The organism is Type-A symbiont of Plautia stali, assembly GCF_059731155.1.
Genome location: NZ_AP035891.1, coordinates 3723680 through 3745100 on the forward strand (window position 1 = coordinate 3723680; position 21421 = coordinate 3745100).

Genomic DNA, 21421 nt, shown 5'->3' on the forward strand with positions numbered 1-21421 from the left:
ACCACAGTTGCAACTGAAAGGAAAAAATTTGTGACGCCAGCCGCAGCGTTTCAGTTAAATCCAGCGGAGATTGTCGGCCGGTTCGCCACGCATTACTCTGCGCCGCATCAGCAAAACACCGGTTTTTTCGCACCGCTGACTACTTTAGGCGGCTGGCGGCTTCAGGGTTTGTTTAGCAATGCGCTGCATGAAGTGTAAAAATGAATTTTCCCGGCGCCGCAAGGCTGGACAGCGGAACAATTAATCAGTATTTTTTGTGCGCGCGACTTGCACCTCCGGGTGCAAGCCAGAAGAGGCGCGTCGCCCAAGCAGTGTGTTTGAGGATCCGTATCCAGCGAGAACACATCAGGGGGTGCGACGCCGAGGTGGTGCAACACGCGGAGTGTTGTGCTGTCGGCTGCAGGGGCTGAATCCTCTGGGTTGTCACCAGAAGCGTCCGCAGTCGGACGTTTCGCAAGGTGAAGTGCTTTTGGTGACTCATCTCCTGATCTTGTCTGTCCAATTCTGCTCTTCTCTTGTGCCAAGGCTGTTACCCGATCTTCTCTTCCGCGAATGGGAGGAGATAACCTGACACGAGGTTTTGTTACATGTCTCAATCGTTGATCGTGGCAAAATTTGGCGGCACCAGCGTTGCCGATTTCGATGCCATGAACCGCAGCGCGGACGTCGTGCTGTCTGATGCCAATACCCGTCTGGTGGTACTCTCTGCCTCGGCGGGCGTGACTAACCTGCTGGTTTCGCTGGCTGAAGGCCAGGAACTTGAGCAGCGCGCTTATCTGCTGGATCAAATCCGCACCATTCAATATGCCATCATCGATCGCCTGCAGTCGCCGGACGTCATCCGTCAGGAGATTGTTCGCATGCTGGAGAACATCATCATGCTGGCGGAAGCGGCGGCATTAGCCCGTTCGACCGCGCTGACCGATGAGCTGGTAAGCCACGGCGAGCTGATGTCGAGCCTGCTGTTCGTGGAGATCCTGCGCGAGCGCCAGGTGAATGCCGAGTGGTTTGACGTACGTAAAGTGATGCGCACCAGCGACCGTTTCGGCCGCGCCGAGCCGGACGTAGCCGAGCTGAAAACGCTGGCAGCGGCTCAGCTACAGCCGCGCACCGCAGAAGCACTGGTGATCACGCAGGGCTTCATCGGCAGCGAAGGCAAAGGCCGCACCACCACGCTGGGCCGTGGCGGCAGCGATTACACCGCTGCGCTGCTCGGCGAAGCGCTGCAGGCGACGCGCGTGGATATCTGGACCGACGTGGCTGGCATCTACACCACCGACCCACGCGTGGTGCCGCAGGCGAAACGCATCGAAGAGATCACCTTTGAAGAAGCGGCGGAAATGGCGATCTTCGGCGCGAAAGTGCTGCATCCGGCGACGCTGCTACCAGCGGTGCGCAGTGATATTCCGGTGTTTGTCGGCTCCAGTAAAGATCCGGCGGCGGGCGGCACACGCGTCTGCAACGAGACTCAAAATCCGCCGCTGTTCCGCGCGCTGGCGCTGCGGCGCAAACAGACGCTGCTGACGCTGCATAGCCTGAACATGCTGCACGCGCACGGCTTCCTGGCGGAAGTGTTTGCTATCCTGGCGCGCCATAGTATTTCGGTTGATCTGGTTACCACCTCGGAAGTGAGCGTGGCGCTGACGCTGGATACCACCGGTTCAACCAGCACCGCCGACAGTCTGCTGACCCAGGCGCTGCTGACTGAGCTCTCTTCCCTGTGCCGGGTGGAAGTGGAAAAGAATCTGGCGCTGGTGGCGATCATCGGCAACAACCTGTCGAAAGCCTGCGGCGTCGGCAAAGAGGTGTTCGGCGCGCTGGAGCCGTTTAACCTGCGCATGATTTGCTACGGCGCAAGCAGCTACAACCTGTGCTTCCTGGTGCCAACGCCGGACGCGGAAGAGGTGGTGCGCGCGCTGCATAAGAATCTGTTCGAATCTTAATTGACGCGTAAGTCACCTGAAGCCGGACAATGTCCGGCTTTTTTTATTTCTGCCGTTCAGCCTGACGCTATTTCGGACAAATGCCAGCGGAATGCCTATGCCTGCCCGGCGATCTTTAGCAGCCGATAGGCATTTTCTGTCGTCGGCCACGCTTATGATAATGAAATGTTATGATCCGGCGCAGGTCGCTGCGGTCGTTCCCCGCGCGCCGTTTCATCTGTGGCAAAAAACCAATTAAGTAAAACGCTAAGGACATTTCTTCATGCTCGCCAAACTCACCCGCCTGTTTCCGCTCTGGGCCGTACTGCTGTCCGTTGCAGCCTATTATTCGCCGTCCACCTTCCTCGGCATCGGGCCGTGGGTAACCTACCTGCTGATGCTGATCATGTTCGGCATGGGCGTGACGCTCAACATTGACGATTTTAAACGCGTGCTGGTGCGTCCGGCGCCGGTGATTGCCGGCACGTTCCTGCACTATCTGGTGATGCCGCTGGCTGCCTGGGCGCTGGCGAAAATATTCCAGATGCCGCCGGATCTGGCCGCCGGGATGATTCTGGTCGGCAGCGTGGCCAGCGGGACAGCCTCGAACGTGATGATTTATCTGGCGAAGGGCGACGTGGCGCTGTCGGTGACCATCTCGTCGGTTTCGGCGCTGGTGGGCGTGTTCGCGACGCCGCTGCTGACGCGCTTCTACGTAGATACCCACATTCAGGTCGATGTGGTGGGCATGCTGCTCAGCATCGTCAAAATCGTGGTGATCCCGATTGGGCTTGGCCTGATTATTCACCACTCCATGAACAGCGTGGTGCGCCGCGTTGAGCCGTATCTGCCGGCGTTTTCGACGGTGTGTATTCTGCTGATCATTAGCGTGGTGGTCGCCGGTAGCCAGGGTTTTATCGGCTCGGTAGGGCTGATGGTGATCGCGGCGGTGATCCTGCACAACGCCATTGGACTGCTTGGTGGCTACTGGGGCGGCAAGCTGTTTGGGTTTGACGAATCCACCTGCCGCACGCTGGCGCTGGAAGTCGGTATGCAGAATTCCGGACTGGCGGCCACGCTGGGCAAACTGTACTTCTCACCGCTGGCCGCGCTGCCCGGCTCACTGTTCTCGGTGTGGCACAACCTGTCCGGTTCCCTGCTGGCGGGTTACTGGTCGGGTAAAACGATTGATAAGAAACAGAAATAATGGGGCATGCGTACCGTTCGCCATCAATGGCGATCGGTTACGCACCATCGACCTGTTGATAACGGTGCGCATAAATGCGCACCCTACAAAAAACGCGCAATGATCTTGCAGGGTCGCCATTCATGGCGAACGCAAATGCTCAACGGACAGCGTTACGTCATAAATGGCGAGTCAACTATATCCCACTGGCGCGCTAATTCTCACCTTTTATAGATATGCAAACACCGGCCTAACCCCTTCATGGGCCAGCCCGATTTATTCTTTTTTTACTGATGCAGGAAAAGCCAGAAAGGGGAACAGTAAATAAGGCGCAACGATCAAAAGAATAAACACTCCCCGTGAATATCCCGCGTCGTTTATTCTTCTGCTGCCACAAGCCAGCGATGGCAGAACGAAAAGCAGTAAAGGAATCCATGCTATTTCATTCGTGGATGAAGCGAATATACTGAGATCACAACAAAACCAGATAATCTGGAACATCATAAAAATGATGTAGTATAAGCGGCTATCTTTGCCACTATAATCAAACGTCTTAACCAATCCATTCTTTATTGATGTTAATAAGAGGGTCAGCGCCATTTTATTCTAACCACCACAAAAATGATGAGAGACAGCAAGGCTGCTAAAGCCTAAGCTGTAGCAAGGCTCAGATTATCAACCTGTAAGAGTTGAGTGGCTTTGCCCGGGATTTTAAAGGAGAGCAGAGATAGCAAGCTGTTCACCATCAAAAAACACGTAAAATAGCGATTTTACGCTAAAACGGATAATACATGTTGTGAACCTGGATGAACGAGACGCCAATACTATACCCGTCAGGCACATCGCGATTATAAATCCGTTCAGTCATAATGAATATCCCTGCATCCTTAATAAGATGCAATATTGTTCATTGCATAATCCTCCCTGAGCTGGAGGATTATAACGAATGATTAGCCATGGTTACAATAAAAAACCTGAATGTTGTCTATTGAATACCAGGCAATAACATTCGTTGACTCATGCTATTCCTGGTATTATTTGTCAGAGCCGCCAGCATGCGAAACATTACAGTTTCAGGTAAACCCGAATCCCGTCCAGAAACATCTGTGTTGCCAGCATAATCAGGATCAGACCCATTAATCGCTCCAGCGCGTTGACGCCTTTATCACTCAGCAGGCGCAGGAACAGGCCGGACATCAGCAGAATCACCACTGTGACGCCCCAGGCAATCAGCAGGGCACCGACCAGGTGCGTCATCTGATTGGGATACTGGTGTGACAGTAGCATCAGGGTGGCGAGCAGCGAGGGCCCGGCGACCAGCGGGATCGCCAGCGGCACCAGGAACGGCTCTTCGCCGGCGGGCAGGCCGCTGGTGCTGGTCTCGCCGGACGGGAAAATCATGCGGATGGCGATCAGAAACAGAATGATGCCGCCGGAAATCGACACCGTTTCGGTGCGCAGATTAAGAAACGCCAGGATGCGTTCACCGGCGAACAGGAACAGCAGCATCAGAATCAATGCGATGAGCATCTCGCGCATCAGCACCACGCGGCGGCGCTTCGGCTCCAGGTGCTTCAGCACCGACATGAAAATCGGCAGGTTGCCCAGCGGGTCCATAATCAACAGCAACAATATGGTCGCGGATATCATTTCAGTCATCAGAGGTAAACCATCCCTTCAGGTCGGCCACAGCCGTTATAAGTTGTACTGCTGAAAAAGTTAGCGCAATCGAATTAATTCACTTGCCAGAAGTGCTGCATTTTGTAGAGTTATGGGTCATAGGTAAACCTGATTATTACGCAGACTGGCGCGTTGCTGGCGCTGGTCTTTTTTCGCACCACCCAGGCCCCGGCCCGAGTTCCTGAGACGGACAGAAAATGACGAATGTAGGTTTTATTGGTTGGCGTGGCATGGTCGGCTCTGTGCTGATGTCACGTATGAGCGAAGAACGCGATTTCGATGTGATCAATCCGGTCTTCTTCTCCACTTCGCAACTGGGTCAGGCTGCACCGACGTTTGGCGGAAAGTCGACCGGTGCGCTGCAGGATGCGTTTGATATTGAGGCGCTGAAGGCGCTGGATATCATCATCACCTGCCAGGGCGGCGATTATACCAGTGAAGTCTACCCGAAGCTGCGCGAGAGCGGCTGGCAGGGCTACTGGATTGATGCGGCCTCCACGCTGCGCATGAAAGATGACGCCATCATTATTCTTGATCCGGTCAACCATCAGGTGATTCGTCAGGGCCTCGACAGCGGCATCAAAACCTTTGTCGGCGGTAACTGCACTGTCAGCCTGATGCTGATGTCGCTGGGCGGACTGTTCGCTAACGACCTGGTCGAGTGGGCCTCCGTCGCGACGTATCAGGCGGCCTCCGGCGGCGGCGCGCGCCATATGCGCGAACTGCTGACCCAGATGGGCATGCTGCACGACCACGTTGCGACTTCGCTGCAAAATCCGGCCTCCGCCATTCTCGACATCGAGCGTAGCGTGACTGACTTTACCCGTTCCGGTACGCTGCCGACCGACAACTTCGGCGTACCGCTGGCCGGCAGCATGATCCCGTGGATCGACAAGCAGCTGGACAACGGCCAGAGCCGCGAAGAGTGGAAAGGCCAGGCGGAAACCAACAAAATTCTCTCGACCCGTAACACCATTCCGGTCGATGGCCTGTGCGTGCGCGTCGGCGCGCTGCGCTGCCACAGCCAGGCGTTCACGTTGAAGCTGAAGAAAGATGTGCCGCTGAACGAAATCGAACAGCTGCTGACCGCGCACAACGAGTGGGTGAAAGTGGTGCCGAACGATCGCGACATCACCATGCGTGAACTGACGCCCGCCGCGGTGACCGGCACGCTGACCACGCCGGTGGGCCGTCTGCGTAAGCTGAACATGGGTCCGGAGTATCTGTCGGCCTTTACCGTCGGCGATCAGTTACTGTGGGGCGCTGCCGAACCGCTGCGTCGCATGCTGCGTTTGCTGATCGACTAAGCGCAGCGCGAATCCAGACAGGCCGGGGTTTCCCGGCCTTTTTTCTTTCCAAGGGAGTGCAAAACTTAACCCAAATTGCGCCCGACAAGTGATCAGCTTCCCCTTTTTGCTCGCCCGATAACAATTTTTTGCGTTCCACCCTGGCTTCTGCCAACCCCAAGCTATGATTTAACAGTGATGTGCCGGTTGTTAACTGTTTTTACTTTGCGAATGGAATAGTTGTTGTACACGGCCAGGATCTTTCCCACGGAGGGTGTCCTTCCTTGCTGCTGTATGTATGGCTCATGAAAAGCAGCGCACCTATAGCGACAATCCTGTCTCTCCGGTCGCCTGCGCAAAAAATCATAGGAAGAAAGTCATGTCAGAACTTCCCGATCGCCATGCGATCAATGCCCTTCTCGCCGGGAATTATGCCGACCCCTTCTCAGTACTGGGGATGCACCAGACCACACAAGGTCTCGAAGTGCGCGCGCTGTTACCGGATGCATCCGAAGTCTGGGTGATTGAAACCAACACCGGCCGCAAATGCGCCCAGCTTAAATGTCTTGATTCGCGCGGCTTCTTCAGCGGCGTGATCCCGCGCCGTAAAAACCTGTTTCGCTACCAGCTGGCAGTCAACTGGCACGGCCAGCAAAACCTGATCGACGATGCCTACCGCTTTGGCCCGCTGCTGGCGGAGATGGATGCTTGGCTGCTGGCCGAAGGCACGCACCTGCGGCCGTATGAAACGCTCGGCGCGCACGGCACCACCATTGATGGCGTCGCCGGCACGCGCTTCGCCGTCTGGGTCCCGAACGCACAGCGCGTTTCGGTGGTGGGCGAATTTAACTTCTGGGATGGCCGCCGCCATCCGATGCGTTTCCGCCGCGAGCTCGGCATCTGGGAGCTGTTTGTCCCCGGCGCGGTTAACGGCCAGCTATACAAATTCGAGATCATTGATGCGCACGGTCAGATGCGTATCAAAGCCGATCCGTTCGCCTTCGAGGCGCAAATGCGCCCGCAGACTGCCTCGATGATCTGCGACCTGCCGCCGAAGCTGGAGATGCAGCCACAGCGCAAAATCGCCAACGGCTTTGACCAGCCGATCTCCATTTACGAGGTGCATCTCGGTTCGTGGCGTCGCCACACCGACAACAATTTCTGGCTGAGTTACAAAGAGCTGGCCGAACAGCTGGTGCCCTATGTCAAAGAGATGGGGTTTACCCATATAGAACTGTTACCGATCAACGAGCATCCGTTCGACGGCAGCTGGGGCTATCAGCCGCTCGGCATGTACGCGCCGACGCGCCGCTTCGGCACGCGCGATGAGTTTCGTCACTTTATCGCCGCTGCCCACGAGGCGGGTCTCAACGTGCTGCTCGACTGGGTGCCTGGCCATTTCCCCAGCGACGATTTTGGCCTCGCCAAATTCGACGGTACCGAGCTGTATGAGCACAGCGATCCGCGTGAAGGCTACCATCAGGACTGGAATACGCTGATCTACAACTTTGGCCGGCGCGAGGTTAGTAACTATCTCTCCGGCAATGCGCTGTACTGGATGGAGCGCTTCGGTATTGATGGCCTGCGCGTCGATGCGGTGGCGTCGATGATCTATCGCGACTACAGCCGCAAAGAGGGCGAGTGGGTGCCTAACCAGTTTGGTGGTCGCGAAAACCTCGAAGCCATCGCCTTCCTGCGCCATACCAACCGCACGCTGGGCCGTGCCGCGCCCGGCAGCATCAGCGTGGCGGAAGAGTCTACCGATTATCCCGGCGTGACGCGGCCATCCGAAGATGGCGGCCTGGGCTTCTGGTTCAAATGGAACCTCGGCTGGATGCACGACACCCTCGACTATATGAAGCTCGATCCGGTGCATCGCCGCTACCATCATCAGCTGATGACCTTCGGCATGCGGTACAACTACACGGAAAACTTCGTGCTGCCGCTGTCGCACGACGAAGTGGTACACGGCAAAAAGTCGATCCTCGACCGCATGCTTGGTGATACATGGCAGAAGTTTGCCAACCTGCGCGCCTATTACGGCTGGATGTGGGGCTTTCCCGGCAAAAAACTGCAGTTTATGGGCAACGAATTCGCCCAAGGGCGGGAATGGAACCACGACACCAGCCTCGACTGGCATCTGCTGGAGGGGCTGGATAACTGGCACCACGGCGTGCAGCGTCTGGTACGTGACCTGAACCACAGCTATCGCCACTTTTCGCCGCTCTATCAGCTCGATTTCGATGCCAACGGCTTCGAGTGGCTGGTGGTCGACGATCACGAAAACTCGGTCTTTGTGTTTGTGCGCCGCGACCGCGAGGGCAACGAACTGATTGTCGCCAGTAACTTCACGCAGGTGCCGCGCCACAACTATCGCTTCGGCGTGAATCAGCGCGGCGGCTGGCGCGAAGTGCTGAACACCGACCAGCATGATTATCACGGCAGCGATCTGCGCAATCACGGTATCGTGCATACCGATGACATCGCCAGTCACGGGCGCGCGCAGTCGCTAAGCCTGACGCTGCCGCCGCTCGCCACGCTGTGGCTGGTGCGGGAGGGCGATTGATGCTCCAGCCGGGTGCACATTATGACGGGCACGGCGTCAACTTTACGCTGTTCTCGCGCCACGCGGAGCGGGTAGAGCTGTGCCTGTTTGATGAACAGGGGAGTGAACAACGCTTCCCTCTGCCGGCGCGCAGCGGTGACATCTGGCACGGCTATGTTCCGGCGCTAAAGCCGGGGCAGCGCTATGGCTACCGTGTGCATGGACCGTGGCAGCCAGAGCGTGGTCATCGTTTCAATCCGGCCAAAGTGCTGGTCGATCCCTGTGCCAAAGCGGTATGGGGCGCGGTACCAGACGATGCGCGCCTGCTGGGAGGAGAGTGGCAGCAGGATGATGCCGACAGCGCTGGCGTTGCCCCCAAATCGCTGGTGATCGCCGACGATTTTGACTGGCAGGACGATTGTGCACCGCGCACGCCGTGGGGCAAGACGGTGATTTACGAGGCGCATGTACGCGGCCTGACGCAGCAGCATCCGGAAATTCCGGAAAGGCTACGCGGGACATATGCGGCGCTGGGGCATCCTGCTATGGTGAGCTATCTGCGCCAGCTGGGTATCACCGCGCTGGAGCTGTTGCCGATAGCCGCGTTTGCCAGCGAGCCGCGCCTGCAACGGCTCGGCCTGAGCAACTACTGGGGCTACAACCCGTTTGCGCTGTGGGCGCTGCATCCGCATTACGCGGCGGGTGAAGCAGGCCAGACGCCGCTGCAAGAGTTTCAGCAGGCGGTAAAAGCGCTGCACGCGGCGGGCATTGAGGTGATTCTGGACGTGGTATTCAACCACAGCGCCGAGCTGGAGGAGATTGGCCCGACACTGTCGCTGCGCGGCGTCGACAACGCCAGCTATTACTGGCTGGGCGATAACGGTGAATATCACAACTGGACCGGCTGCGGTAATACGCTGAACCTCAGCGATCCGCAGGTGCTTGACTGGGCGCTGGGCGCGCTGCGTTACTGGGTGCAAACCTGCCACGTTGACGGCTTTCGTTTCGATCTTGCCAGCGTGCTCGGGCGCACGCCGGATTACCGCCAGGATGCGCCGCTGTTTGTGGCCATGCAGGCCTGCCCGGTGCTGTCGCAGGTGAAGCTGATCGCTGAACCCTGGGATATCGGCCCCGGCGGCTACCAGGTTGGCAACTTTCCGCCCGGCTTCGCTGAGTGGAACGACCATTTTCGCGATACGGCGCGCCGCTACTGGCTGCACGGTGAGTTGAGTAACGGTAATTTTGCCCGCCGCTTTGCCGGCTCCAGCGATGTATTTCAGCGCGCAGCGCCTCTGCCGCACGCCAGCATTAATCTGATCACCGCTCACGACGGCTTCACGCTGCGTGACGTGGTGAGTTATAACCAGAAGCATAATCAGGCCAACGGCGAGGACAATCGCGACGGCAGCAGCAGTAATTTCAGCCATAACCATGGCCATGAAGGGCTGCAGGGCAACTTCGATGTGGTTGAGCGGCGGCGGCGCAGCGTGCACGCGTTGCTGACCACGCTGCTGCTGGCGCAGGGCACGCCGATGCTGCTGGCCGGTGACGAACGCGGCCACAGCCAGCACGGCAACAATAATGCGTACTGTCAGGATAACCCACTCACCTGGCTGAACTGGCAACAGGATGATTTTGGACTGGTCGACTTCACTGCCGCGTTAATCCGGCTGCGTCAGCGTATTCCCGCGCTGACGCAGGACAGCTGGTGGCAGGAGGGCGATGGCAACGTGCAGTGGTTGAATGCCAGCGGCAAACCACTGGAAAGGGATGAGTGGGAACAGGGGATGCACAGACTGCAGATCCTGCTCTCCGGCCGCTGGTTACTAACGATAAACGCCACGGATTTGGTGAGTGACCTTGCCTTACCAGACGGAGAATGGCGAGCCATTCCTCCTTTCGCCGGGGAAGATAACCCCATCCTGACAACTGTCTGGCACGGGCCCGCACACGGCGTGTGTGTGTTCCTAAAGCAATCATAAGGAGTCAGACATGGTGAAATTAGATAGAAACGACCCCCTGATGCTGGCGCGTCAGCTCCCTACACAGACGGTTGCCCTGATCCTTGCTGGCGGGCGCGGTACGCGCCTGAAAGATCTTACCGCTAAACGCGCCAAGCCTGCCGTGCACTTCGGCGGCAAGTTCCGCATCATCGACTTTGCGCTCTCCAACTGTATCAACTCCGGGATTCGGCGCATCGGCGTCATCACCCAATATCAGTCACATACGCTGACGTAGCACATTCAGCGCGGCTGGTCATTGTTCAACGAAGAGATGAATGAGTTTGTCGATCTGCTGCCGGCGCAGCAGCGTGCCTCGACCGAGCACTGGTATCGCGGTACCGCCGATGCGGTCACGCAGAATCTCGATATCATTCGCCGCTATAACGCGCAGTACATCGTGATTCTCGCCGGGGATCACATCTACAAAATGGATTACTCGCGCATGCTGCTCGACCACGCTGATCGTGGCGCTAAGTGCACCATCGCCTGTCTGCCCGTACCGCTGCATGAGGCCACTGCGTTTGGCGTGATGGCAGTCGATGCGGACAACAATGTAATCGATTTCGTTGAGAAACCGGCGCAGCCGCCGTCAATGCCGGGCGACGACAGCAAAGCGCTGGCCAGCAAGGACATTTACGTGTTCAACGCCGATTACCTCTATGAGCTGCTGGAGGAGGATTTGCAGATCGCCGACTCGAGCAACGATTTCGGTAAAGATCTGCTGCCGAAGATCGTCGCCAGCGGTGAAGCCTACGCGCACTCTTTCACGCTGTCGTGCGTACAGAACGACGAAAACGCGGAACCTTACTGGCGCGACGTCGGTACGCTGGAAGCTTACTGGCGCGCTAACCTCGATCTGGCCTCGGTGACGCCCGAACTCGATATGTATGACCACGAATGGCCGATTCGTACCCACATGGAGCCGCTGCCGCCGGCCAAATTTGTCCAGGATCGATCCGGCAGTCACGGCATGACCATGAACTCGCTGGTCTCCGGCGGCTGCATTATCTCCGGCACGGTGGTGGTGAATTCGGTGCTGTTCCCGCGCGTGCGCGTTAACTCGTTTTGCAATATTGATTCGGCGGTGCTGCTGCCCGATGTGGTTATCGGGCGATCGTGCCGTTTGCGTCGCTGCGTCATAGACCGTGCCTGCGTCATTCCGGAAGGCATGGTGATTGGCGAAAATCTGGATGAGGATAGCCGCCGTTTTTACCGTTCAGAAGAGGGCATCGTACTGGTGACGCGCGCCATGCTGGCCAAATTGGCCGCTGCGGGTCAGTAAGTGACGAAAGGCAAAGAACATTGCCGCGTGGAACGCGGGCGATAACACAATAGGGGTTCAGGATGCAGGTTTTACATGTCTGTTCAGAGCTTTTTCCGCTGCTAAAAACCGGCGGACTGGCTGATGTCGTCGGCGCATTGCCTCAGGCACAAATTGCCGAAGGTATGGACACGCGGGTGCTGATTCCGGCGTTTCCGGATCTGCGTAAAGGGATTCCTGATACCGAAGTGGTGGCGGAGCTGCAAACCTTTGCCGGGCCGGTCCGCTTGCTGTTTGGGCCCTTTAACGACGTGGGGATATATTTGATTGATGCGCCGGGACTGTACGATCGTCCCGGTAGCCCGTACCACGATACGTCGCAGTTTGCCTATGTCGATAACTACCTGCGCTTTGCGCTGCTCGGCTGGATGGCGGCTGAGCTGGCCAGCGGGCTGGATACTTACTGGCAGCCGGACATCGTGCACGCGCACGACTGGCACGCCGGTCTGGCACCGGCCTATATCGCCGCACGCGGACGTCCGGCGAAAACGGTGTTTACCGTGCATAACCTGGCGTATCAGGGGCTGTTTTCCGCGCGGCATCTGGACGAAATCCAGATCCCGCGCGCCTATTTTGAAATGCACGGGTTGGAATTCTACGGCCAAATTTCTTACCTAAAGGCCGGCCTGTTTTATGCCGATCATATTACTGCCGTCAGCCCGACCTATGCGCTGGAGATCACTCGGCCGGAGTTCGGCTACGGCATGGAAGCGCTGCTGGAGCAGCGGCTGCGCGAAGGACGGCTGAGCGGTATTCTCAACGGAGTCGATCCCGGCATCTGGGATCCGGCACACGACCTGCTGCTGACCGCCCGGTACGACCGCGACACGCTGGAGAGCAAAGCGGAGAATAAACGCCAGCTGCAGATTGCCATGGGGCTGAAGGTTGATGGCAAAGTGCCGGTGTTCTGCGTTATCAGCCGTTTAACCAAACAGAAAGGGCTGGATCTGGTGCTCGAAGCGCTGCCAGGACTGCTGGCGCAGGGCGGGCAACTGGTGCTGCTGGGCCAGGGCGATGCGGAACTGCAGCAGGGCTTCCTCGCCGCAGCCGCTGAGCATCCGGGCAGCGTCGGCGTGCAAATTGGTTATCACGAGGCCTTCTCGCACCGCATTGTCGGTGGCGCGGACGTCATTATGGTGCCCAGCCGTTTCGAACCGTGCGGTCTGACGCAGTTGTACGGCCTGAAATATGGCACGCTGCCGCTGGTCAGGCGCACCGGTGGGCTGGCGGATACCGTACAGGACAGCTCGCTGGAAAACCTCGCCGACGGCGTAGCCAGCGGCTTCAGCTTCGAAGACAGCAATGCTTGGTCACTGCTGCGCGCGATTCGTCGTGCTTTTGTTTTATGGTCCCGTCCTTCACTCTGGCGTTATGTTCAGCGCCAGGCGATGGGGATGGATTTTAGTTGGCAGGTGGCAGCACAAGCCTACCGCGATCTTTATCAACGCTTGCTGTAATGAGAGATTGGGATACCGCATATGAACGCACCTTTTACCTATGCCTCACCCACGCTGACGGTTGACGCCCTCAAGCACTCAATCGCCTATAAGCTGATGTTTACCATTGGTAAAGATCCGTCGATCGCCAACAAGCATGAGTGGCTGAACGCCGCGCTGCTGGCGGTACGCGATCGCATGGTGGAGCGCTGGCTGCGCTCCAGCCGTGCGCAGCTGTCGCAGGATGTGCGTCAGGTTTATTACCTGTCGATGGAGTTTCTGATGGGGCGCACGCTGGGCAATGCCTTGCTGGCGATGGGCATCTATGACGATCTCAACCAGGCTCTGGATGAGATGGGACTCGACCTCAGCGAGCTGATGGAAGAAGAAAACGACCCCGGGCTCGGCAACGGCGGTCTTGGCCGACTGGCGGCCTGCTTCCTCGACTCGCTGGCCACGCTGGGCCTGCCCGGACGCGGCTACGGCATTCGCTACGATTACGGCATGTTCAAACAGAACATCGTTGATGGTCAGCAGCGTGAATCGCCGGATTACTGGCTGGAGTACGGCAACCCGTGGGAGTTCCAGCGCTTTAACACCCGCTACAAAGTGCGTTTTGGCGGGCGGTTGCAGCATGAAGGCAGCCGGGTGCGCTGGGTTGAGACCGAAGAGATCGTGGCGATGGCCTACGATCAGATCATCCCTGGCTTCGACACCGATGCCACCAACACGCTGCGGCTGTGGGGCGCGCAGGCCAGTAACGAAATCAACCTCGGCAAGTTTAATCAGGGCGACTACTTCGCGGCGGTGGAGGATAAAAACCACTCGGAGAACGTGTCACGCGTGCTCTATCCTGACGACTCGACCTACTCCGGGCGCGAGCTGCGTCTGCGCCAGGAGTATTTTCTCGTCTCCGCCACGGTGCAGGATATCCTCAATCGCCACTGGCAGATGCATGAAACCTGGGACAACCTGGCCGACAAAATTGCCATCCACCTCAACGATACCCATCCGGTGCTGGCGATTCCCGAGCTGATGCGCCTGCTGATTGATGAGCACAAGTTTACCTGGGACGACGCCTTTGAAGTCACCTGCCAGGTGTTCTCGTACACCAACCATACGCTGATGAGCGAAGCGCTGGAAACCTGGCCGGTGGACATGATCGGCAAGATCCTGCAGCGTCACCTCAGCATCATCTTCGAAATCAATGACTACTTCCTGAAGACCATTCAGGACTACTATCCGGACGACTGGGATCTGATGGCGCGCATCTCGATCATCGACGAAAACGATGGTCGCCGCATCCGCATGGCCTGGCTGGCGGTGGTGGTTAGCCACAAAGTTAACGGCGTGTCGGAGCTGCACTCTAATCTGATGGTGCAGTCGCTGTTCGCCGATTTTGCCCGCCTGTTCCCGGGGCGCTTCTGCAATAAAACCAACGGCGTGACGCCGCGCCGCTGGCTGGCGCTGGCCAACCCGGCCTTGTCAGAGGTGCTGGATGACGCCATTGGCCGCACCTGGCGTACCGATCTGGCTCAGCTGAGCGAGCTGGTGCCGCACATAGATTATCCGGCGTTTATTGAACAGATCGCCGACGCCAAGTTCGCCAACAAAAAGCGCCTCGCGGAGTGGGTGGCGAAGAATATGGATATCGTGCTGGATCCGCAGGCGCTGTTCGACGTGCAGATCAAGCGTATTCACGAATACAAACGTCAGCTGCTGAACGTGTTGCACGTCATCACGCGTTACAACCGCATCAAAGCCGATCCGACCGCGGAGTGGGTGCCGCGCGTCAATATCTTCGCCGGGAAAGCGGCGTCGGCCTATTACGTCGCCAAGCACATCATTCACCTGATCAACGATGTCGCCAACGAGATCAACAACGATCCGCAGGTGAAGAACAAGTTGAAGGTGGTGTTTATCCCTAACTACGGCGTCAGCCTGGCGCAGATCATCATTCCGGCGGCGGATCTCTCCGAGCAGATATCTACCGCCGGTACCGAAGCTTCCGGCACCAGTAACATGAAATTTGCGCTAAACGGCGCGCTGACCATCGGTACGCTGGACGGGGCCAACGTGGAGATGCGCGAGCACGTCGGCGCAGAGAATATCTTTATCTTCGGCAACACCACGCCGCAGGTGGAGAAGCTGCGCACTGAGGGCTATAACCCACGCAAATACTATGAAGAGGATGCGGAACTGCACCAGGCGCTGACGCAAATCGCCAGCGGCGTCTTCAGCCCGCAGGAGCCGGGGCGCTACCGTAACCTGTTCGACGCGCTGGTCAACTTTGGCGATCACTATCAGCTGCTGGCGGATTACCGCAGTTATGTGGATACCCAAGATAAGGTGGATAAGCTCTATCGTCAGCCGGAAGAGTGGCAGCGGCGTGCGGCGCTGAACATCGCCAACATGGGCTATTTCTCCGCCGACCGTACCATTCAGGAGTACGCGGATGAGATCTGGCATATTTCGCCGGTGAGGCTATAAAAAAGGTCGCCATGAATGGCGACCCTTATATCCCGATCATTCTCCTCCGGGTATGATGATCCCCGACTGATCATCGGGAAGTTGCTGGTGAGATGGGGGCGACCCCTGGGCATAAAGCCTGCTTTGTGGATTCATCCCCGGCAACTTAACTCCCGCCTTCAAGACCGGACGGTATCCTGTGCCCCGAGCACGCATCCATAAGGATGGTCATGGCGGTTTCCCTGTGCTGTTAAGGAGAATCTATACAAACCCGTATGCCTGTCGGCATTGATATTGCCTCCGGAAAGTTTGATGTGGCCGTCTGGAAAGGCGACACGTCTTACAAAACCAAAGTCTTTCCCAACACCCCTAAGGGCTTTATCGCCCTGAAAAAATGGCTGGAGCCGTTCGGCTGCTGCCATATCTGCATGGAGGCTACCGGCGCGTACAGTGAGCCGCTGGCCACCTTCCTGCACGACGAAGGCTATGATGTCAGCGTGGAAAATCCTGCGCGCATCAGGCGCTTCGGGCAGGCCGAGCTGAGCCGGAATAAGACGGATAAAGACGATGCGCGCATGATAGCGCGCTACTGTAAACTGCACGGCCCATCGCTGTGGCAGCCGGCGCCGCTGAATGAACGCAGGCTGAAAGCGCTGGTGAAGCGCCTGACGAATCTTCAGGAAATGCGGCAGATGGAAGAGAACCGGCTGGAGGTATCGGATGCGGTGGTGCAGCCCTCAATCCGCGTGGTCATTGCGGCGCTGGATGCGCAGATAGACGAAACGAAGCGGGCAATAAACGACCATATTGACAATGACCCGGGCCTTAAAAAGAACAGGGAACTGCTGGAGTCCATCCCGGGCGTGCTGGGCAGCACGATGCTGGCGTATATGGGGGACATGTCGAGGTTCAGCAGCATTTACAGGGTGCGCATTAATGCGCACCTAGTCCAGTCATCAGAAACGCAGCGACGCACCGACGTACGGGCCGTCGACCAGCAAGTTATCTTTACGGTCGCCTTTGTTGTTCAGCTCAATGTACTGATAGCCAACGCGCAGGTTCAGCAGCGAAATCGGTGTAAAGCTCAGGCCGCCTGAGGCTTCTTTATAGCTGTCCAGACGATCGGAGAACGCTTCCGGCGCATAGTAATATTCGCCGTACAGGCCCCACATGCTGTTGAAGTTATACTGCGCACCGGCACCCAGCGCCACGGTGAAGCCATCACGGCCATCTTCCGGATGGGTGAACAGCGCTTTCGCCGTCGGTGCCACGCGGAAGTCACCCACATCCAGGTTATAACCCATACCGAGGCCGTAGGTGCTGCCGTCGTGATCGCTGCGCAGCCAGTTGCCTTTCAGAAACAGACCCGGTGAAGCGGTGCCGAGGCCAAGGTTCAGGTTGGTGCTGTGCTCACCCACGTCAACACTGCCCTCAATCGCCTGCGCGCCGCCGCTCAGCAATGCCAGACCTAAAACGCTTCCCGTAACAAGTTGCTTAAACATAACAATCCACTCCATGAAGGACACATAGCGCGGCCTAGCGATTTTACAGGAGTTTCATCAGCTGGAGGCGCAAATCAGTGACATCAACCAGCTGAAAACCGGTGAGCTGCGGTTGGGCATTCCGCCGATGGTCGGCATGCAGATTGCCGGATCGATCTCCGCGTTCCGCCGCCGCTATCCCGGCGTACAGCTGAAAATCTCCGAATTTGGTAGCCTGACGGTGCAGCAGGCGGTGCTGAGCGGCGGGCTGGATATTGCGCTGAGGGCCCTGCCGATTGATGCGGAGCTGCCGCTGAATACGCTGGAACTGATGCGCCATCCGCTGTGCGTGCTGCCGCCGCGCAGCGCGCGCTGGCTCAATCGCACCAGCCTGACGCTGGCCGAGCTGGCTCAGCATCCCCTGCTGATCCTCAACGAAGAGTTTTCGCTTAACCGCCAGCTGATGAAAGCGTTTCAGCGCCAAGGAGTGATGCCGGATATCGCGCAGCGTAGCGCGCAGTGGGATTTTCTTGCCGCGATGGTGCAAGCGGATATGGGACTGGCTATCCTGCCGGAGCCGATTTGCCAGCGGCTGGATAAACAGGCCTTGCTGTGGCTGCCGCTGGAGTCGGAGCTGTAGTGGCGTCTGGGGTTAATCTGGCGCGAAGGCAGTTATCTGTCGCGCAGCGCGCAGGCGTGGATTGCCTGCTGCCGCGAACACTGGCCGGATAACGCGCCACGGCTATCGCTGTAGCGCAGCGGCCGCCCTGTCTGTCAGGCGGCCGCGGGATCGGAGAGCAGCAAAACGCTGCGGCTATTCCTCTTTCTCTATCAGCAACGCTTCCAGCAGGTCGAGATCGCGCAGCAGGCGCTGCATGGTCTCGTTGGAGATCTGCTGGGTGGCGCGCAGATGATAAACCTCGGCACGTTCGGCGCGCAGCGCGGTCAGGCGGAAACGGCGCTCAAGATTTTCCGCAAACAGCGCCTGCTCCATATCATCTTTGCCATCGACGCGACGACGCAGATTACCAATCACCCGCAGGCTGACCTCTTTCAGCAGCTCAGGATCGATGTTCTCTTCAGCGTCGTTTTCCAGCCGCTGCTCCATTTTGTGCAGGCTTTCAATCGCCACGCCGGCCATCGCAGCACGCGCACTCTGGATTTCGCGACGGTGCCCCACTTTGTCGTGGCTCTCCATGCCGCGCAGCAGAATCGGCAGCAGAATCACGCCGACAAACAGCGAGAACAGAATCACGCCGGTGGCGATAAACACCAGTTCGTAGCGCGCCGCAAAAGGTTCGCCGTTGCTGAGGAACAGCGGAATCGACAGCACACCGGCCAGCGTGATGGCACCGCGCACGCCGGCAAAAGAGGCGATCAGCAGTTCACGCAGCGAGTAGCTGGAAAACTCCAGCGGCTTCTTCTTCAGCAGGCGCAGGCTGGTGCGCTTCATGATCCACAGCCAGCCGAAGCGCACGATCATCAGCGCCGCATAGACCAGCCCGACGTCGGCGAACAGCATCCACAGTTCGACGTTAGGGTCGGCGTTCGCCTGAGCAATCGAGGTGGAGAGAATGTCCGGCAGCTGCAGGCCCAGCATCAGGAACACCATGCCGTTGAACACAAACTCCAGCATCTGCCATACGCTGTTGGCGCGCAGGCGCATTGCCAGCGGTGCCTGACGGATGATGCCGGAACGGGTGATGGTCATACCGGCCGCTACCGCCGCCAGAATGCCGGAGACGCCGAGGTGTTCAGCAATCAGGTAAGAGACGAACGGCAGCAGCAGCAGCAGTACGGTTTGCGTTGCCGGATCGTCACCGCTCCAGCGGCTGAGCAGGCGCAGCGAACGGCCATACAGCCAGCAAACTGCGACACCGGCCACCAAGCCGCCAATCGCCACTTTAAGGAATTCGACGCTGGCGCCGCCCCAGGTGAACACCATGGTGCCCATCGCCACCGCGACGGCAAACTTGAGTGACACCAGGCCCGACGCGTCATTCATCAGCGCCTCGCCCTGGACAATCGACATGATCTTTTTCGGGATGCGCCCTTCGCCAACGATGCCAGAGAGCGCCACCGCATCGGTCGGTGACAGCACTGCCGCCAGCGCGAACGCCGGAATCAGTGGAATGCCCGGCACCAGCCAGTAAATCAGGTAGCCGATACCGACCACGGTAATCAGCACCAGCACCAGCGCCAGGCCGATAATTTCACGGCCGTGATGCAGAAACTCGTTGATCGGCGTTTTCCAGCCATCGGCAAACAGCAGCGGTGGAATAAACAGCACGAGGAACAGTTCGGGGTCAAAATCGACGTGCAGACCAAAGGTTGGCCAGGCCAACAGCGCGCCGGCCGCGATCTGTACCAGCGGGAGCGGGATCTGAAACGGCAGGATACGTGCCGCAACGCCGGACAGCGAAACCACCAGCGTCATGATGAGAATAGTAAAGAAGATTTCCATGCTTTCCTTAGGCGAATTATATTAATCGAAGCGATGTTGCGTCGGAAAGTGTAAAACAAAACGCCGCCCGGCGGGGCTACCCAATGTGCGGCGTGTGCGATAAAGAGAATAATCCGGACTGACGCCCGGATTGCGGTCAGATAGCCCAGTCGCCCGCGTAGAACGCCACCAGCGCCACAGCAATCACCACCGTGCCAACGTTGAGCTTGCGCCACTCGCCGGCAAACAGACGGCCAATCACCAGCGCGGCAAAGCCGAGCATGATGCCGGTGACGATGTTGCAGGTCAGTACGATGAATACCGCCGTCAGCAGGCCAGACATCGCATCGACGAAATCATTGAAGTCGATTTTTGTCACGTTGCTAAGCATCTGCAGGCCCGACATACATCAGCGCGGGTGCGGTGGCATAGGCCGGAACCAGATAAGCCAGCGGCGACATAAACAGAATCAGCAGGAACAACAGACCCACGACAATCGCCGTCAGGCCGTTTTACCGCCGGCGGCAGTACCCGCAGCGGACTCGATATACACTGCGGCGGGCGATGCACCAACCAGTCCGGCAAACAGGCGGCTGATAGAGTCAGTGGTCAGCGCGCGACCGCCATTGATAATCTGGCCCTCTTTATCCAGCAGGTTAGCCTGCCCGGCCACCGCACGAATGGTGCCGGTGGCGTCAAACACCGCGGTCATCACTAGCGCCAGCACGCTCGGCAACACCATCGGCTGCAGCGCGCCCATGATATCCAGGCTAAACATTGCCGACTGGCCACTGGCATCACGCAGGCTCGGCATGGCAAACAGCCCCAGCCACTTTACCGCCGGGTCGAAAATCAGCCCAAGCAGCGAAATCGCAATGATGGTCAGCAGAATGCCGCCCGGTACCCGCCGTTTTTCCAGAACCAAAATCGCCGCCAGCCCGGTCAGCGCCATGATCACCGGGAAAGAGGTGAAGTGACCAAGCGCCACCGACAGGCCTGCCGCCGGGTTTTTTACCACCAGACCAATGCCATCGGCGGCAATCAGTAGCAGAAACAGGCCGATACCGACGCCCGTGCCGTGCGCCACGCCCATCGGCAGGTTACGCAGAATCCACGCGCGAATGCCGGTCACGGAAATCAGCGTGAACAGCAGCCCCATCAGGAAGACCGCGCCCAGCGCCACCGGCACGCTAATGTGCTGGCCCAGTACCAGGCTGAACGCGGTGAAGGCGGTCAGGGAGATGGCACAACCAATCGCCATCGCAGGTTGGCCCACAGTCCCATGATGAGGGAGCCAAAGCTGGCCACCAGACAGGTGGCGACAAACACCGCCGTCGGTGAGAAGCCCGCTTTACCGAGCATGCCAGGCACCACGATGACCGAATAGACCATCGCTAAAAACTTCCTGCCGCACGCTGCTGCCGCGTGCTGAAATGTGGAACCAAGCGTCCAGTTTTCCCCTAGCCGGGCGTGATTCGTCAGACATAGTTATTCCTCTGTGTTTTTTAAGATATAGGTCACCGCGCGGCTCGTTTTTGCGCATCATCCTGGTGAAGATGTCTCAGAGAGAAAAGCAGGCAAACGATTACGTGGCCGCGTATTCCAGGTCAAAAAGGGGTGACGCGGAAAAAAGGCAAACGATTATCTGG

The 21421-nt window shown here is 58.1% G+C and carries 11 protein-coding genes, 4 pseudogenes and 1 riboswitch; of the genes and pseudogenes, 10 read left to right on the forward strand and 5 right to left on the reverse strand.

Annotated elements, in window-relative coordinates; all coding sequences use genetic code 11:
- Nucleotides 1-282: 282 nt before the first annotated feature.
- Nucleotides 283-477: riboswitch (Lysine riboswitch) on the forward strand.
- Between the two features lie 110 nt (nucleotides 478-587).
- Nucleotides 588-1943 (forward strand): lysine-sensitive aspartokinase 3, encoded by a 1356-nt coding sequence (gene lysC, locus AC6I8M_RS19795; RefSeq protein ID WP_010616631.1) that lies wholly within the window; start codon nucleotides 588-590, stop codon nucleotides 1941-1943.
- Nucleotides 1944-2205: 262 nt separating this feature from the next.
- Entirely contained in the window at nucleotides 2206-3129 is a 924-nt protein-coding gene (panS, locus tag AC6I8M_RS19800; protein ID WP_010616630.1) for a ketopantoate/pantoate/pantothenate transporter PanS, read from the forward strand.
- Nucleotides 3130-3384: 255 nt separating this feature from the next.
- On the opposite strand, the gene AC6I8M_RS19805 is transcribed toward panS, so the two are convergent.
- The gene (locus AC6I8M_RS19805) at nucleotides 3385-3708 is read right to left on the reverse strand and encodes a DUF805 domain-containing protein (protein ID WP_010616629.1); all 324 of its coding nucleotides are present in this window, start codon (nucleotides 3706-3708) and stop codon (nucleotides 3385-3387) included.
- Between the two features lie 465 nt (nucleotides 3709-4173).
- Complete coding sequence (locus AC6I8M_RS19810; RefSeq protein WP_010616628.1) at nucleotides 4174-4767, reverse strand: YhgN family NAAT transporter; 594 nt, start codon at nucleotides 4765-4767, stop codon at nucleotides 4174-4176.
- 218 nt (nucleotides 4768-4985) lie between these two features.
- Here AC6I8M_RS19810 and asd point away from each other — a divergent pair, with 218 nt between their 5' ends.
- From asd to AC6I8M_RS19845, 7 genes and pseudogenes are all read left to right on the forward strand, one after another.
- Nucleotides 4986-6095, forward strand: coding sequence for an aspartate-semialdehyde dehydrogenase (gene asd, locus AC6I8M_RS19815; RefSeq protein ID WP_010616627.1), 1110 nt, complete (start codon nucleotides 4986-4988; stop codon nucleotides 6093-6095).
- A gap of 358 nt (nucleotides 6096-6453) precedes the next feature.
- Entirely contained in the window at nucleotides 6454-8640 is a 2187-nt protein-coding gene (gene glgB / locus AC6I8M_RS19820; RefSeq protein ID WP_010616626.1) for a 1,4-alpha-glucan branching enzyme, read from the forward strand.
- A complete protein-coding gene (gene glgX / locus AC6I8M_RS19825; protein WP_498013578.1) occupies nucleotides 8640-10601 on the forward strand; it encodes a glycogen debranching protein GlgX in 1962 nt (653 codons plus the stop codon). Before glgB ends, glgX begins: the two co-directional genes overlap by 1 nt.
- Before the next feature lie 10 nt (nucleotides 10602-10611).
- A pseudogene (glgC, locus tag AC6I8M_RS19830) lies at nucleotides 10612-11904 on the forward strand (glucose-1-phosphate adenylyltransferase).
- 62 nt (nucleotides 11905-11966) lie between these two features.
- Nucleotides 11967-13400, forward strand: a complete 1434-nt coding sequence (glgA, locus tag AC6I8M_RS19835) for a glycogen synthase GlgA (protein WP_010616624.1) — start codon at nucleotides 11967-11969, stop codon at nucleotides 13398-13400.
- A 21-nt stretch (nucleotides 13401-13421) separates the two neighbouring features.
- Nucleotides 13422-15869 (forward strand): glycogen phosphorylase, encoded by a 2448-nt coding sequence (glgP, locus tag AC6I8M_RS19840; RefSeq protein ID WP_010616623.1) that lies wholly within the window; start codon nucleotides 13422-13424, stop codon nucleotides 15867-15869.
- Nucleotides 15870-16123: 254 nt separating this feature from the next.
- A pseudogene (locus AC6I8M_RS19845) lies at nucleotides 16124-16549 on the forward strand (IS110 family transposase); the annotation flags it as partial.
- 255 nt (nucleotides 16550-16804) lie between these two features.
- Here AC6I8M_RS19845 and AC6I8M_RS19850 read toward each other — a convergent pair.
- Entirely contained in the window at nucleotides 16805-17350 is a 546-nt protein-coding gene (locus tag AC6I8M_RS19850) for a YfaZ family outer membrane protein (RefSeq protein WP_022548064.1), read from the reverse strand.
- Nucleotides 17351-17378: 28 nt separating this feature from the next.
- On the opposite strand from AC6I8M_RS19850, the pseudogene AC6I8M_RS19855 reads away from it, so the two are divergent.
- Nucleotides 17379-18083, forward strand: a pseudogene (locus AC6I8M_RS19855) (LysR substrate-binding domain-containing protein); the annotation flags it as partial.
- Between the two features lie 60 nt (nucleotides 18084-18143).
- Here the strand turns inward: AC6I8M_RS19855 and AC6I8M_RS19860 are convergent.
- Both AC6I8M_RS19860 and AC6I8M_RS19865 read right to left on the reverse strand, forming a co-directional pair.
- Complete coding sequence (locus tag AC6I8M_RS19860) at nucleotides 18144-19793, reverse strand: Na+/H+ antiporter (RefSeq protein WP_010618520.1); 1650 nt, start codon at nucleotides 19791-19793, stop codon at nucleotides 18144-18146.
- A 136-nt stretch (nucleotides 19794-19929) separates the two neighbouring features.
- Nucleotides 19930-21258, reverse strand: a pseudogene (locus AC6I8M_RS19865) (NCS2 family permease).
- Between the last annotated feature and the right edge of the window lie 163 nt (nucleotides 21259-21421).